We start from the raw sequence: 15,681 nt of genomic DNA on the forward strand, positions 1-15,681 counted from the left end.
TTCGGTTATGCCCGCTGACGCCCTGTTCCTCAGCTGGGCGACCGGTATCAACGCATCGGGGCTATTCCGCGAGGCACTTGCCGAGCAGATGGCGTACCGTGACATCGAGAGAGATAGGCTCGTCGCACTTATTGAGGAAGCGCTCCGCGACGACGATCGTGACCTCGATGACCTGATCGACCAGACGTCGTGCCTCGCGGACCTCGAAAACATCCTCGACACACCAAACGCCAACTCAATTTCCCATGAGTAATCATTTATCCCCCACAGCGACTGAATCGTCTAGTGAACACCCCACTACCAACGAGGAGTCCTCTACGTCTCGTAAAACGAGACTGCGAGTGCAGTTGCTTTTCACTTCTGTTCCACCACAGATTGTCTCACTCGCGACTGGACTCCTCTTGTTAATTGTTGCAGTAGGTCCAGCTACGGCTCAAAGCGATGTTGGAGACGTTTACTGCGGCACCGGTGTCGAGACTGGTATCGGTATTGTTTTTGGCGCTGTTGCTGGTCTCGGGCTCCCTGCAACTGGTTTCTATGTCGGTCGAGCTGGCCTCTCGTATATGCGTGCTGGCGGGAACCCTGAAAAGAAGAACCAAGCCAAAGAGAAGCTCGTAATGTCGGGTATCGGATTCGGCATTATCGTCCTCGCTCTCATTTCACCGGAACTTATCGACAAAGTCGGCGGTCAGATGGGATTCGGCTTCTCTGACTGCGTGAAACCGTTCTAATACGGCAGACAAACCGGTTCACCGAAATCCAATGACCACGTCACGTATGATCGTCATCGCCGTCGCGTTCCTCGCCGTAAGCGGAGGCGTTGCGAGTCTGACTGCAGGTGTCGCTGCGGCTGACCCAAACTCGAGCACGGCGATTCCTGCGGACGGACCTGATTACGGTGTAAACGAAACGCGGTTCCCACTGTTGTGGTCAGAAGACATCGATAAGGGGGACCGCTCAAGTGAGGAGTTCACGGATACCGTTTCTTCTGACGCGGAATTTTCCGCTCGGCTCGCAGGGTCGACGGATGTCCCGTTCGAAGAACCAGTTGAAGCCGTCGAAACCTGGAACAGCGGTGACGTCCAGGATTTCACCCCTGGGAATGAGAAGACGTCAGTTCATCCTGAGGGAGCACAACTCGAGGACGGACGCTACATCAGAGATGCGTACGCGAGCATCTTCGCGGTCCAGCCGTCGACGGTGTTGCATTCAGGAAACAACTCGACACAGTATATCGCTCCAGACGGTGAGGTCCTCGCGATATCCGATTACCGAGTCCGTGTTCCAGATGACGATACCACTGGCTCGGTCCGCGATCAGTGGTCGATTGCTGAGACAGATATTGAGAGTGTCGAACTACGGATAGACGGTCGAGTACTCGACTCCGGTGACGATCATCGCTCCTCTCTCGAGTACAGTGGGCTATCGGGGACACAGAACCTCTCCGTGAACGTTGCCATCTCCGTTCGCCTTCGCCATGAAATACGGACGTGCGATGATTACGACAGTGAGACAGATTCCTGTGATGAGCCGTGGGAGACTGAAACGGAGAATGTGAGCGAACGGGTAACAGCAACCGAATCCCGTCAGACGGCCGTTACTCGGATCGACAATAGTGACGGGAAGCGCGTGACGTTCGAAAGCAACGAGAATCGCACCGGTGTCGTCGTGCATCCGGGAACTACGTGGGCAGCAATCGATGTTGACAGTACCGCTCGTCTTCGTGGAAATTGGCGGTTCTACTCTGTCGGAGTAGACGGCTGGCACACGATGGTATCCCGAACGGAAAGCGAGACTACCCGGACGAAATCATCCGTCCGCCCAGCACAAATTCACGCCGTACCGTCGCAGAAACGGCCAGATATGCCAAGCGAGGCGACGGATACCGCTGAGCCGCCGTTAGTTATCGAAGAAGCCTGGGGGAGTGAACAAGACGGTCCCTCCCTCCCGAGCGAGATCGATATTGCGACTGTCGATCGCTATGTGAACGCAACGTCAGTCGCCGTCCAATCGGAGACGCTTCCAGCAGCGACTTTTGACGAGGTGACCGTTCACGGCATTGTCCGTGGCCAGTCGCAGTCCATCTCGATCGACGACGACGGAACCGTTCGCGAAACGAACCTTGAGTTGACAGTCCTCGAGGCGAGCTTGTCAGGAGCTCTCGTTCAGGCAACTGTCACGGAGAAGGCGACCGGCGATCCGATCACAACCGGCCGGGTTGAAGTTGGGAATCAGTCTGCTACCGTCAACGCTAGTGGAATGGCCGTTCTCGAACTCGAGAGTCGGCCGTCTGTAGTCGTTGATGGGCAGTACATTCCAACGGAGTGGTGGCGCGCGAATCAACTATATTCCACAGCGGAAGACCGGGCAAGTATACCACCGAAATATCCCGGTTTCCAGAAGATCGTTCAGTTGATTCTCGTAACACTGCTCTGGTTTCTGCCGGTCGCTCTGGCCGTCTACGGTTTCGACTACCTGTCCGGAGGCACGTTCCTCGGACTTACAGATCAACAATGACAGAAAATTCCAATACGGATGGCAGTCGTATCGCTCGCAGGTCAGTCCTTGCTACCCTCGGCGTTAGTACAGCCACTCTTGCTGGATGTGCGTCAGGGTCAGACCCCTCAAACAATAGTACAGATGGGAATGGAATCAGTGCTGGAGACAGTGATGTCTTCACGTCCGTCGAGATAGCGAAGGAGAGCCTCGAGATCGAAGTTACCGATGAGACGTCGGTTGAGTTCATCAACCTCGTTGATCCGAGTGGAGAGCTGTACGATCAACAGCGTCTCGAGAACGGCGAGACCGAGACATCGTTCGAAATTCTTGGCCGATATGAAGATGACTTCTCTACTGGAAAATACGAGCTAGTTGCCCTCGATGGGGACGATCAGGTCGATGCAACAACGCTCACGCTCGAGGCTAACTGTACGATCACAGATGTCCTGTGGGCAGCAGAGAATCCCGACATGGAATGGGACAAAAACTCGCCTAATTGGGAGACATACGCGGCAATCGTTATTGAGAACACGGGGACGATTCCATCGTTGCTCACTGAACTCGAGTGGGCAGGAGCCCCGGTTGCTCGACTGCAATCGAAGGAATCGCAATCATACTACCACGAGACACGCTTACCGCCGGGGGAGACTATTGTTTATTCTAAGGGGTCGGTCTATGCTACAGATGGTGCAGTTCACTCGCTGAACTGTAGCGATCTCGAGACGGAACCGTTGACTGTCACGGCCGTCGTTCAAGTCGGACAAGATCCATCATATACTCAGGATATTGAATATGGAGACGATCAATCGTGTAGTCTCACCATCCTCGATAGCAACTCTACTGGAGGTTCATCTAGCGAGGGTGAGAGTTGAATGGGATGGCTTCAAAACGAAGTTGAGACTGCAATTGAGAACGTCATCGAGGATTTCACCGATGCGCTTCTCGGCCTTGTCAATGACATTTATGAAGCAATCTTAGCTCCGATCGTCGGCGTTCCAACCCCCAAATCGGATTCGGGGTATATGGTTGTCGGAACCCCAGACAATGCGCCATGGGAGAGTCTATACCAAGACGTATACCTCTCATACATCATGCCGCTGGCGATCATGCTGTCGGTTATCGCCTTTGCGTTTGTTGGACTCCGGGCAGGTTCGATGAGTGAGTACCGACGAAAACAGCTCCTGCGACGACTTGGTCTCGTATTTATGGGGACTTTTGTTTGGTTTCCACTTGTATCGATTCCGTTGCAGTTCATCGACGCAGTAGGTATGACGATTGCCCCAATCGACGAGATGTCGGCAGGACTCGGTGGCCTCATCCAATCCTCGCTTGGGGGCGTATTCACCATTCTTGCAATGGTCGTCATATCCAATTTCTTCTTAGTTATCGCAGGGTTTGTCGTCGCTCTCCGATGGATTGCACTCTGCGTCTTGACGCCGATCATGCCGCTACTAGGCGTCCTCTGGTCGATGGAAGTCTGGCCGTTTAGTCCCGCGGCAAACATGGCACGCCGAGCTTCAGGGATCTATCCAGGCTTAGTGCTCGCTGGGATTCCGCCAGCTATTCTCTTCCGAATTGGCTGGGAGGTTGGAGGTCTCGAAACATCTGTTAAGGGCCTCTTTTCGTTGTTCATCGGGTTGACGCTAATTCCTGCAGCGATTATCACGATGATCATGACAGTGTACTGGAGCAGCCCAGCAATACGAACCGTTGCACAGAAGGGCGTCTCGGCAACGAATCCTGCAGCAGCTGCATCTGGAGCTGCGAAGGCAAAACGCACCTCTGGAAAGGCTGTCCGGGGTGCTCGAAACGTCCATCGGGGATACGCGAACAATCAGGTTGGCGCAGTAACGAAGAGTGGCCAGACGACGCTTGGAGGGGGCAACTCGAAAGCCTATCAGCTCGGCGCATCGGCCCGCTCGACGAAGTCTCACGCTGGTCGGTACAACAATCTGCGGAAGTCGAAGACGGGCCGTATGCGAGACAAAGCCGCCGATGACGCTCGTAAGGCCACACAGAAGACATCGACTCGAGCAAAGCGCGGGCTCAAGAACACGAAACAGAAGGTCTCACGGTGGTGATCTCGTATGAGTACGAATACAGCTGATAGCGAGTATAGTACGAGAAAGATCCATCAGTCATTGGGGGGTACTACGGCGTTCTTCCGAGGGTACACGATCGGCGAACTCATGCTATTTCTCGCGGTGGCGTTCATCACTGTCGTTGCAGCGACGTTCGTCCCTGCTGCACTGACGATTCCGGTATTGGGATTCGGAATCATGCTCACGATCCTCCTGTTCTTGCTCCACAAGGTGAAGCCCAGATACCTCTGGCTCACCGAGTGGCTCGCTGCCCGTTTCAGCTGGGCGCTCAAGAACAAGGAGTATACCCACGGTGGTGGGGACAACAGCGAGGTTCGGTATCTGACTCGCTTACAACGGGTGTACCCTCACGCTGTCGAACGAACGGATGGTGCACTCGTCGGAGCGATGAAGGTCGAGCCAGCGAACATGGCCCTCGAGGATGACGATGCATGGGCGAAGGCTGTCCAGTCACTTTCTGAGTTCGTTAACTCGACTGTGGACTTCCCGGTGAAGATCTATATCACTAGTCGAGAGGTCGACGATGATGATGTCGTCCGTGCACACCAGGATCGACTCCGTGACGCTGATGTTCGGTCACGGCCGGTCTTGAAGCGGCTTCTCGAGGAATACGTCACCGCGAACACGACCGAAAGCGGAGATATCGACTCAGAGACGACAACGATTCGCGAGTACTACCTCATCACTGCAGTGAACGATGACGATGTCGAACAGTTCGACAAGACGGGTGACAGCGTTCTCGCCTATCTCGCAGAGATGCCTATGTTAGGTCGATTCTTCGACCGGTTCCAGACCGATGAGCTGACCGATCCCGAGCGTGAGCGACTCAAAGAAGAGCAACTCGAGTCACGACTCACACAGCTCCGACGTGGCGGCTCGTCGCTCTACCGGTGTTCAGTTAGTCCGGTCGACGCATACGATCTCGCTCGGATCACGAAGGAGTACTGGTCGTGTCAGCCCGAGGAATACGCTGATATCACGGATGCACTCGGTACGTTCCCAGTCGTCTCTCACGGGATGAGTGATGGTGTTCCAGCAACGCCCGATCCCGATGACGTCCTCAATGCAATGGACGAACAGACCACTACGCCGGAATCGGTCTCGGATGATCGTATTGAAGACAATATTGACGAGGATCTCTCGATTTCCGCCGACGATCGATTGCCAGATACGTCGACGATGCACCAGTCGGCTATCGCCCCGACGACGGTCGATTGGGAGACGACCTACGCCGTGATCAACGACGAGACGTACGTCCGTACGTTCTGGATCGAACAGTTCCCTGAAGAACCCTCGGATGGCCTCCTCGAGCGCCTGTTGCTCGAGACCGACCTTCAGACGGATATCAGCATCAACCTCGACCCGTTTGACAGCCAGTCGGCCCAAGACATGATGGCGGACTGGATCTCGGATTTGAAGATTAATCAGCACGACTCGAATAGCCTCCAATCCGAGGATCTTCAGGACGATATCGATCAGGCGAAATACATGCGGTCGCTCGTTCGTGCGAACAAAGCGTCGTTCTACCGCGGTGGCGTGTTCATTCGCCTCGCTGCTGACAGCGAGCAAGCGCTCGACAATCAGACGACTCGCTTGCGGTCGATCGTCAAGGATGCCCCGGCGAACTGTACGCTCAAGGTTGCGAGCCGGTGGCAGGAACGTGGCCTCGCAACAGTGTCACCGCTCGGGACGAACGAACTCGGTCGCGATCGGATGTCCACACTGACGAATCAGGCGATCGGCGCGATGTTCCCGTTCTCGTCGAACTACCAGATGATGGACGACGGCATCGAATACGGCTATCACGGTCACAACGGCTCCCCCATCCGAATCAACCCGTGGGAACTCGAGACGGGACATAGCGAACTCGTCGTCGGGATGCCGGGTGCTGGGAAAACGTTCGGAGATATCATGCGCCACCTGCGGATGATGAAGCGGCGCAACGACACGATGCTCGTTCTCGTCGATCCAGTCGGCGGCTTCCGTGGCATCGCGGACGCTTTGAACGCGAAGACGATCACCGTTGGCGGCGACACGAAGCTGAACCCGCTCGAGATCCGAGAGACGCCACAGCACGCCCTCGAGTCCAACGATGGTATCTCTCCCCTTTCGGCGAAGAAAGACGAGGTCTACGCCATTCTCGAGAACTTCCTCGACGCTCGTGATATCGAACTCGGAGCCGAGACGGGTGTCCTCTCGTACGTCATTGACGAGGCCTACCGACAAGCAGGGATCGTCGAGGATGATGTCTCGACGCATACCCCGAAGAACTCACCGACGATGCAAGACGTCCATCGGATTCTCTGTGATATAGCCGAAAATCCAGATGAGCACAATATTGCGGCATCCGAATCCGCTCGCGAGCGTGCCGCACAATACGCAGACGAACTCGCGATCGCGTTTCAGCCCTTCCGAGAGGGCGGTGCCTACGATAATCTCTCACACCGCTCGGAGATCAATATCCTCGAGGGCGATAACAAGGTCGTCTACATCGATCTCGGTCAGATCGAGGGCAGCGCATCAGGAATCGACCGCCAGACGTTCCTGATGCAGCTCCTGCTCTCGACGATCTACCAGCAGGCGAAGAACACCCAACGGAACGTCGAACTCGCGATCGACGAAGCGCACTACCTCTTCGAAGATCAGGCCAACCTCGACTTTCTCGAGACGGCGTTCCGTCACCAGCGCCACGCTGGCCTTCGAATGGTCCTCCTCTCTCAGACTGCCCAGGAATTCTATGAGACCGAGCAGGCCGAGAAGATCATCGGGATGTGTCCAATCAAGGTCTTTCACAAACTGCCCGACCTAGACGACGAGACAGCCGACAAAATCGGCCTCACGGAGGAACAACGTCGGTACGTTCGACGGGCTGATGCAGGCAAGGAGGATCTCGGATACAGTCAATCGCTTGTTCGCGTCGAAGAACACGGAACGTATCCGCTGCATATTGTCGCCGGCGACTTCGAGAAGCGCGTCATCAACTACGACCCAGAGGACCAGGCCTTCATCGAGCAGGCAATTCGTGACGAGCCAGCGGAGTTGCTCGCCTTCGAAGAGTTCGTCGAGAATGAAGCCCAGCGTAACGCGCTTGCAACGCGTCTCGATCTCAGCGCAGATACGGTCAGCCGGCTTCTCGAGGTGGATCTGACGAAAGAGGAGGTGCTCGATGCGGTCGTCGAGCATTCCCTCGGGACAGACAATGAGAAGTCGGCTGTCCGGCCTGATGGTGGAGAATCAGGAGAGTCAGCTCCTGCAGAGGAGACGACTGAAACTACGTGTGACACCCAAGACCATGACTAGGCTCAAGCGAATCAAGAGGATCTTGGATTCGTCGCCACAGTACGAGGCAACACAACTCGACTTCGGCGAACACGATTCGTTCGTCCAACAGCAAGCGGATACGCCAGGTACCCTGCTGCGGATCCGCCCCTACAAAGAGAACAACGGTATAGCGGACGGGGCTGGGGTTCTCCAGTCAGTCCACGATGTGACGACGAACTTCCGCGGAAAAAATACGAGCGACCACCACTCGTTTGAGGTCTGGTTCGACGAAGGGAAGATCAAGTTCTACATGCACGCTGCCACTGAGGCAGCTGCCGATAAGTTCCGTCGTCGTGTCGGGAACAACTACGCCAACAGCGAGGTTTTCCCGGTTGAAGAGGGCTATGCGTTCCCCATTATCGATGCTGACGAGTACGTCGCTGGTGCGTGGCTCGAGATGGAGAAGATCCCCTACTACCCGATTCGCCATCACAATAGCGAGGGGTTCGAGACGGATCCCTACGGCGAGATTACGAGTGAGATGCTGTCACTCGATGAGAGTACCGTCGTTACGCAGGTCGTCTTCCGACCTACAAAACAGTCGTGGACCGACGGCGATCGGTTCAAGCACAATAGCGTCGACGAACTCGCTCACGCGCTTCGCCAGGGGACGTCCGTCGGCTGGCTCAATCCACGTACGCGACCGCCAAGCGAGAAGGACAAACAGGCCGCGAAAACCATCGAACAGCAACGTGGCCAACAGGCGTTCCACGTGAACATTCGCGTCCTCGCTGCCTCAAGCGAACAGGACGAAGCCGAGGCCCGTGCCCGTGGCGTTGCGGGGATGTTCAGGAAGTACTACAACGCGATCACTGAACAGGGCCTCGACGACAACCCAGTCTGGCATCGCCGAGAGAGCAAGCGCGCAACGCGGCTTCGGCAGTTTGTCAAGCGAATGCGTAACCGCAAGTGGATCAATCGGCACATGATTATGACCGTCGACGAACTCGCCGGCGTCGCACACATCCCTAATGCGGAGATTGAGACACCAAAGATTGACTGGCGGTATACACAGCGTGGTGATCGGTTACCAGCAGATGGGAGCCGATACGCAGCTGATGAATCACCGGTAGATGGGCAGACCCCCGGCGTTCCGAATGAGCCAGCAGTCAGCTTTGAAGAGTCCACTCAAGAGCAGGAGGGATTCGATGGTGCTTGATCGCTTCTTCCGATCCGGTGACGAGGCTTCCAGCGATGACCGACATGATGAGCAAGTTGCTGGAGGCGATGAACAGACGGAAGAGAACACGATCACAGAATCGTCCACTCATCAGCAACCCAATCTCGATGAGGGTGAACAATACGATATCATAGAACAGAACACGACACGGATTGGCGGAAAGCCGGTCATCACGGAAACCGTTGACGAGGGAACAGTTGCAGGCCCGTTCGTTCGAGAAATGTTCGAAGCTGGAATGTACAATGCACCAGCCCCACTCTGGATCGGCTACTCAGAGGATCCTCAGACTGGCTTCCGTGAGGCACCACTCCGTTTCGAGTCGCTCTTTCGCCACACCTGGATCGCTGGAACGACCGGCTACGGAAAGACGACCGAACTCCTGAATATGATGGTCCAGTGGGCCTACTCCGGCTACGGCTTCACGTATTTCGACCCGAAGGGTCGTGACTCTCGAGAGCTACTCCGGATGCTCCCCAAACATCGTCTCAAGGATGTGGTTTGGATTGAACCTGGCTCCACCACCCACGAGAAGACGATCGGGATGAACTTCCTCGAGGTGCCCGAGTGTGAGACGACGGAGGAACTCGAAAACGAGATCGAAAACCGGGTCGAAAATCTGAAAGCGGTCTTCGATACCTCCGACTACTGGGGCATCAACATGGAGGCGATCACCGAATCGATGGCGCGAGCGATGATGAAATCGGAGAAGTCGTTCTCGATCATCGATATGTATTTCACGTTGCTCAACGCCGAGCGGCGCGAAGACTTCGCTCTCGACGTGGAGGACCCCTATATCAGGGAGTTCTGCCTCGAGATTGCGAATATGGAAGAGGAGACGATCCGCCCGCTCCTGAAACGGATCAAGTCGTGGGTCGAGAATTCGGTGATTCGTCGGATCATCGCCCATCGTGAGAGTACGATCGATTTCCGAGACATCATCGACAACGACCGGATTGTCATCGTCCGAACGCCCGTCGAGAACACGGACATCAAGAAGATGGTCACGCTTGGCGTGATGCGCAATCTCTGGAGCGCTATCCAGCGGCGGTCGTACGAGATAGATACGACGCCGGATCCCTACTTCGTCCTCTGTGACGAGTTCGATGATATCGCCAGCGATAATCTCGACATCGAGTCAATGTTGGCTCGAGCCCGGTCGATGCGACTCTCCGTGACCCTTGCTTCGCAGTATCCCTCGCAGTTTGACGAAGATACGTTGAAAGCGATGCAGAACAACTGCGACAACCTCCTCACGTTCTCGGTCAACGACAGTAATGACGCCAAGTTATTGATGAAACGGTTCCGCGACTATACAGCAGAAGATCTCATCACGACCGACCAGTTCAAAGTGTGGACGCGGCTTCCCCTCTCTGGAGGGCGATACTCCGAACCCGTCTTGATTCGGACGTTTCCGCCGTATCCACCCCTCCGTGGGACAGACGATGTCGATGACATCATCGAACAGAGCCTCGACCGGTATGGGACTGATCCGCTGACAGATAGCGAGATCCTCCGCAATCTCATCTATCGCGAGTACAATGAAGCGGCAAGTCCTGATGCACTCACTGTTGACCGGCTGATGGCCGAGGCAGTTCGTGCCGTCCAGTTACGTGAGGATGTTCGCGACCAGAACGGCTGGGTTCCCGTGACCGACGTCGACGCAGAGGTGATTGATCGTCTCGAGAGTGAGACCACTGAGACCCTCACTCCAGATACTGTAACCGAGGAGCTCCTTGATGTGCGTCAGGAGTCGCCGTTGATTGATGTCGATCTCAGTGTCAACAATGAGACGGTCGTCGTTCGGCTGACTGACGAGGGCGAAGACGTTGCTACACCTGAGACTGGAGATGTACGCTCTGCAGGTGGCTCCAAACACGATGCCCTTCTCTTCGATCTCGAGGCAGCGCTGACGAAGCTCGGCTTCACTGTTGATATCTATGAACAGGATGGGAGTGAACAGCCTGATGGGACGGCCATACATTCTGAGTACGATAGCGAGTTTGCTCTCGAAGCTGAAACAACGACACCGGATCGGCCAGCGAAGGTCCTGCAGAACCTCAAACGTGCTCAAGACGACGACCGGATTCCCTTGTTTGCCGTGCGGCCGGGAGAAGAGAACTTTACCCACGTGGCAGTCCGGCTTGAGAGTATCCTTGCGTCGCCAGTCAGGGAAATGGCAGACGGCACCAAGAAACTCTACAATATGGACGAACACGTCACGTTTGGCGGTGGAGCGACAGCCCATGGTGGGGTGACGGCTGTTCGACCAGCTATTGGTGAGTCAGCACGAACGGTATGGAAACGTGATGGCGGTGAGCGTGTCCTTTCGGACGGCGACACAGAATTCATTCGAACGGCATCGTCGGTTGCACTCTCGAAGGATACTGTTCCAGCATACTATAGCTACGACCGTGAGACTGACCAGTACACGGTCTATGAGGAGGGTGAAACCCACGTCTATGACACGTCAGATGTGTTCGAGGCAGGTTGGACGCCAATCAAGCGACCCTTTGTTCCTGAGACTGATCTACCAGATCCAGAATACGGCCGAGACAGCTATGGCGTGGTGATCCTGCCAGAAGACGCACCGCCACAACTCTATGTGGAAGGTGAAGCAGCACCCTTGTCAGACAATATTGAGAGACTATTGGATGCTGGTCAAGAGTCTCTACAAGAGGATACGGACACCACGCAAGCAACTGACCAAGATCAGCAGACGGCTGATGACACTCCTGAGTTGGACCCTGATGGAGATGGTGTTGCTGTCTTCGTCGATCAGTTCCTTGTTGCCGATACCGAGGGCACGGTCCCGAAGAAAGATCTCTATCAGGCCTATGTGGCGTGGGCGGAGAGACATGACCTCGACTACACCAACGATGTCTGGTTTGGACGAAAACTGAGTGGCCATCTCGAGATCGGTAGCGACCGGCGGCGGAAAGATGGAGAACGTATCACTGTTCATACTGGAATTGAACTATCCGATGCTGGTGCCCGTCTTCTTGAGGAGGTGAACCAATCAGAATGATGACTGGTAGGTATGTGTTTCAGGATCAGCTCGTGTCCAGGGTATTTCCGAATCAGAATACCTCCAAAAAACCGCCTTTGACACGCTCTCCTTTCAGTTTGGATCAAGCTGTCCAGGGTAAATCTCTGTTCAGGATACGTGCTCATCTCGGTGTCCAAGGTAAAAACCACAGGACGGCGTTACTGTCCAGGGTAAATGAGGGTCAAAAACCAACTAGTATAGAGAGGGTTGCCGCCGCAAACAGTGGCAAAGCAGGGTGGGAGAGCTATTGTGATTCTATCGTGCCGCTGATAATGTGCTGGCAGCACAGTAGCACGGCGCTACGGCGGTGTTGAAATATATGAAAGACAAGCAGACACATTCAATCGACACGAGCGGCATTCCTGAGACTCTACAGGAGTACGACCAGTGGATCTGCTGGCGTGTCAAGGATCGTGATGGGAAAGACACGAAGGTTCCAATTGTTCCTGGGACTGGCGAGTATGCCTCAGCAACTGACCCAGAAACATGGCACCCATTCAATGAGGCACTCGAGTATTTCGAGTGTGGCGATGCGGCTGGGGTCGGATTCGTCTTCACAGACGATGATCCATTTGTCGGAATTGACCTCGATGACTGTCGTGATCCAGAGACGGGATCACCGGGGACAGATGCTCGAGAAATCATCCTCGAACTCGAGTCGTTTACAGAGGTGTCACCGTCGGGAACAGGCTATCACGTTATCGTCCAGGGGTCTCTCCCTGGAGACCGGAGTCGACGTGGATCCGTCGAGATGTATGAGACAGCACGGTTCTTCACTGTGACTGGTGACCATGTTGAGACAACACCACTGCAGGTAACAGAGCGACATACTGCACTCGAGAGCGTGTACACCGAGTATATCGCCGAGACAGAGCCGTCTCACGGCGAGATCGAAATGGGAACCCAGCAGGATTCTACGCATGAAACCAGCCAGAGTGTGACGCTTGAGGATGAAGAATTGCTTGAGCGAGCGCGGAGCGCATCGAACAGTGAGAAGTTTAAGCGGTTATGGCGTGGCTCGACTGCCGGCTACGAGAGTCAGTCGGAAGCAGATATGGCGCTGTGTTGTTTGCTGGCGTTCTGGACCGGTGGTGACGCTGCTCGAGTCGACCAGCTTTTCCGGCAGTCGGGACTGCTTCGAGACAAATGGGATGAGGTCCATTACGCGGATGGATCGACATACGGCGAGAAGACCATCGACCGAGCAATCGCGAACACAGACGATGTCTATGATCCATCGAGCAGCGAGGCGTCGCGTGTGAAGCAGACCGGGAAGCAAGGGCAGACGACTATACAGGGATCCGCTCAAGATGGACAGTCATCGGCAACTGAGCAGACCATTGGTGGGACTGAAGGGACGCGAGCAGCGTATCTAGCCGAGAAAAACCAGTTATTGAGTGAGCGTGTGTCTGAACTCGAGGCGACGCTCGAGCAAAAGAACAAGCGTATCGATGAACTCGAAGCGACCAATCGAACGCTTCGCGATCGACTGGCAACTTGTGGGGAACGACTTGTGCAGCACGATCAGCGTTCAGAACGCAAGACAGACATTGATTCGTCTCCCGATCACGATTCGATCTGGATCCGTGCAAAACGGTTCATCGGCAGAAGAAAGGAATAGCTCTGATGCTCTCTCTGTTTGGCTCCCATCTCGCAAAGTGAGACTTGACGACGAATACATCGCCATGATTGCAGCTCATGAGCTGGGGCACGTCGACGAAAACCATGCAGTTGTCTCCCTGATTGGGACGGTAGTGCTGATAGCTCTATCTCTCCTCTCGTTTCGGTATTTTGTGCGGCACCACTGGATGCTGTTTCTGATTGTCGGTAGCGCAGTGCTCATTGGACGAGTTGTCTTTGCGCGAGCTCGTCGACAGTTAGAGTATCGGGCAGACAGATACGCAGCCAAGCTTCTCGAGGATCCACACCAAGTTGCCAATGGGTTACGCGCACTCAGAGACATTCGGATGACAGAGATGGCTGATGAACAATCCCCAGGAAGGCTATACGAGAGAGCTATACACCGAATCCGCCATTGCTGGACACGCATATTGTCTACACATCCCCCGATAGACGACCGAATTACACATATTGAGCGACTGGAGCCGGAACGCTGACTGACTAGTGCAGGGACGGCTCTCAGAGAGATTCGTAGCGTTCGGTACAGTCAGGGTTGCACACATCCTAAACCGTCTCATCGGAGTGTTTTCTCGCCCCGGATGAGTGCGGGGCGATCGAACTGCCTCGAGATAGCGAATGACTTCTGAGCGAAAGCACCCACGAGACCGTGGTATCGATCGAGCACCAGCCCACCGACAGCCCATTGAACCACCCTGGTCCGGCCTCGAGTTGCGCGTTCCGAACGATCGGAGTCGAGAGTCACTCATTTCATTCGTCGAGTGTGTTCTCGTCGAACTCACGCATGCAGACGTCGGTGCTGAGTATCGGTCGTCGAACGTCTGGGGAATTAAACTGACACAGTACATCGCTGCCAATACGGTTGGCGAGAGATTCAAGAAGCGCCATTACGACGAACGGCTCGGCTGGCACGAACAGACGATATCTCGGCAGGACGTCCGTGATGAACTGATCAACCGGCTCGCACGACCTGCGTCACTGACGACGAATCAGAGTTATGCTGTTCCTATTGAGAAACTCGATACGTTCAGGGTGAAGCCAACGCGGGAACTACGAACAGGTCGACGGACCAGCAAGAGGTAGTCACCAGCCGTCGGTACTCCAGCCTGTTGTTGGACGTAGGTCACTGACTCCAGTACGCATCACCTAGTATCTTCGACTTGACTGTGCTTCCGGCATTAGGATACAAAATAATTCTGACCGATACTAAACTATTAGTTCACAGAGATCATAAAGCGAGCAATGAGCGACCGATCACAGGTATGGCCGGAAGAGATGGATAGTGCAGACCGTATCAGGCATGTCGCCTTAACGCGAACGACACCACGGAATGCTGGCTGGATCGCCGAAGAGGCGGATGTCTCGAGAGATACGGCTGTTAAATACCTTGATCGAATGGCTGATCAAGGAGAGCTCGAGGCCATTGAAACAGCCGACGGCACATGCTACAAGCCCGACGAAATCACGCAATTCCTCCGTGAAGTTCGGTCCCTTGCTGAAGAGCAGTCAGTAGACGAACTCACTAATGAACTGCGTGCGATTGGTGAGGAAATCGACTCGTGGAAGTCAACGTATAATGTTGAATCTCTCGAAAAACTTCGACAGAGCATTGGACGTGAGGATCTATCAGCTGACGATCGACGCGAACGCCTCGAAGTGATCGAAGAATGGGAATACAACATTCAGGTGCGTGAAGCTCTTCAGCTTGCGATCAGCCTTCAGAGTTCACTAACGCGACTCGATGCAGATCCGCGTCTCGCAATTCGTGGTTCAGACACGCTTCCCCAAGAGGGCTAAGAGGAGACGATGGTACTCTTTCTTGCTGGAGGCCGAGGATTCACTCGGCGCGAAGGACTTCGTCGCCTCAAAGAACGACTCGAAAAAGAACCGGGGTT

Annotated in this window: 12 protein-coding genes; all 12 read left to right on the forward strand. The window is 54.9% G+C overall.

What is annotated here, in order from left to right:
• Positions 1-7 precede the first annotated feature (7 nt).
• The 12 genes from AC0QDI_RS23550 to AC0QDI_RS23605 all read left to right on the forward strand — a co-directional run bounded on the left by AC0QDI_RS23550 (position 8) and on the right by AC0QDI_RS23605 (position 15,583).
• Entirely contained in the window at positions 8-253 is a 246-nt protein-coding gene (locus AC0QDI_RS23550) for a hypothetical protein (RefSeq protein WP_474672363.1), read from the forward strand.
• Complete coding sequence (locus tag AC0QDI_RS23555; RefSeq protein WP_474672364.1) at positions 246-731, forward strand: pilin; 486 nt, start codon at positions 246-248, stop codon at positions 729-731. The genes AC0QDI_RS23550 and AC0QDI_RS23555 overlap by 8 nt, the downstream gene beginning before the upstream one ends.
• A gap of 46 nt (positions 732-777) precedes the next feature.
• Positions 778-2,517 (forward strand): DUF8186 domain-containing protein, encoded by a 1,740-nt coding sequence (locus AC0QDI_RS23560; RefSeq protein ID WP_474672366.1) that lies wholly within the window; start codon positions 778-780, stop codon positions 2,515-2,517.
• Positions 2,514-3,371, forward strand: coding sequence for a hypothetical protein (locus tag AC0QDI_RS23565; RefSeq protein WP_474672368.1), 858 nt, complete (start codon positions 2,514-2,516; stop codon positions 3,369-3,371). The genes AC0QDI_RS23560 and AC0QDI_RS23565 overlap by 4 nt, the downstream gene beginning before the upstream one ends.
• Positions 3,372-4,580: a TrbL/VirB6 family protein gene (locus tag AC0QDI_RS23570; protein ID WP_474672370.1), complete on the forward strand. Its 1,209-nt coding sequence runs from the start codon at positions 3,372-3,374 to the stop codon at positions 4,578-4,580.
• Between the two features lie 6 nt (positions 4,581-4,586).
• The gene (locus AC0QDI_RS23575; RefSeq protein WP_474672372.1) at positions 4,587-7,901 is read left to right on the forward strand and encodes a VirB4 family type IV secretion system protein; all 3,315 of its coding nucleotides are present in this window, start codon (positions 4,587-4,589) and stop codon (positions 7,899-7,901) included.
• Entirely contained in the window at positions 7,894-9,081 is a 1,188-nt protein-coding gene (locus AC0QDI_RS23580; protein WP_474672374.1) for a DUF8128 domain-containing protein, read from the forward strand. Before AC0QDI_RS23575 ends, AC0QDI_RS23580 begins: the two co-directional genes overlap by 8 nt.
• Positions 9,071-12,127, forward strand: coding sequence for a type IV secretory system conjugative DNA transfer family protein (locus AC0QDI_RS23585; RefSeq protein WP_474672376.1), 3,057 nt, complete (start codon positions 9,071-9,073; stop codon positions 12,125-12,127). The genes AC0QDI_RS23580 and AC0QDI_RS23585 overlap by 11 nt, the downstream gene beginning before the upstream one ends.
• Positions 12,128-12,467: 340 nt before the next feature.
• On the forward strand, positions 12,468-13,769 hold the full coding sequence (locus AC0QDI_RS23590; protein WP_474672378.1) for a phage NrS-1 polymerase family protein: 1,302 nt from the start codon (positions 12,468-12,470) through the stop codon (positions 13,767-13,769).
• A 37-nt stretch (positions 13,770-13,806) separates the two neighbouring features.
• Positions 13,807-14,265: a M48 family metallopeptidase gene (locus tag AC0QDI_RS23595; protein WP_474672380.1), complete on the forward strand. Its 459-nt coding sequence runs from the start codon at positions 13,807-13,809 to the stop codon at positions 14,263-14,265.
• 139 nt (positions 14,266-14,404) lie between these two features.
• Complete coding sequence (locus AC0QDI_RS23600) at positions 14,405-14,869, forward strand: DUF8030 family protein (RefSeq protein WP_474672382.1); 465 nt, start codon at positions 14,405-14,407, stop codon at positions 14,867-14,869.
• Between the two features lie 159 nt (positions 14,870-15,028).
• Positions 15,029-15,583: a DUF7342 family protein gene (locus AC0QDI_RS23605; protein ID WP_474672384.1), complete on the forward strand. Its 555-nt coding sequence runs from the start codon at positions 15,029-15,031 to the stop codon at positions 15,581-15,583.
• The last annotated feature ends 98 nt before the right edge of the window (positions 15,584-15,681 follow it).

It is taken from the genome of Natrinema sp. LJW11 (assembly GCF_056135975.1).

Excerpts from the sequence above, each read along its gene's own strand:
- AC0QDI_RS23555 (WP_474672364.1), top strand. The coding sequence starts at position 246 with ATGAGTAATCATTTATCCCCCACAGCGACTGAATCGTCTAGTGAACAC.
- AC0QDI_RS23575 (WP_474672372.1), top strand. The coding sequence starts at position 4,587 with ATGAGTACGAATACAGCTGATAGCGAGTATAGTACGAGAAAGATCCAT.
- AC0QDI_RS23585 (WP_474672376.1), top strand. The coding sequence starts at position 9,071 with ATGGTGCTTGATCGCTTCTTCCGATCCGGTGACGAGGCTTCCAGCGAT.
- AC0QDI_RS23550 (WP_474672363.1), top strand. The coding sequence starts at position 8 with ATGCCCGCTGACGCCCTGTTCCTCAGCTGGGCGACCGGTATCAACGCA.
- AC0QDI_RS23590 (WP_474672378.1), top strand. The coding sequence starts at position 12,468 with ATGAAAGACAAGCAGACACATTCAATCGACACGAGCGGCATTCCTGAG.
- AC0QDI_RS23600 (WP_474672382.1), top strand. The coding sequence starts at position 14,405 with ATGACTTCTGAGCGAAAGCACCCACGAGACCGTGGTATCGATCGAGCA.
- AC0QDI_RS23605 (WP_474672384.1), top strand. The coding sequence starts at position 15,029 with ATGAGCGACCGATCACAGGTATGGCCGGAAGAGATGGATAGTGCAGAC.
- AC0QDI_RS23560 (WP_474672366.1), top strand. The coding sequence starts at position 778 with ATGATCGTCATCGCCGTCGCGTTCCTCGCCGTAAGCGGAGGCGTTGCG.
- AC0QDI_RS23570 (WP_474672370.1), top strand. The coding sequence starts at position 3,372 with ATGGGATGGCTTCAAAACGAAGTTGAGACTGCAATTGAGAACGTCATC.
- AC0QDI_RS23580 (WP_474672374.1), top strand. The coding sequence starts at position 7,894 with ATGACTAGGCTCAAGCGAATCAAGAGGATCTTGGATTCGTCGCCACAG.
- AC0QDI_RS23565 (WP_474672368.1), top strand. The coding sequence starts at position 2,514 with ATGACAGAAAATTCCAATACGGATGGCAGTCGTATCGCTCGCAGGTCA.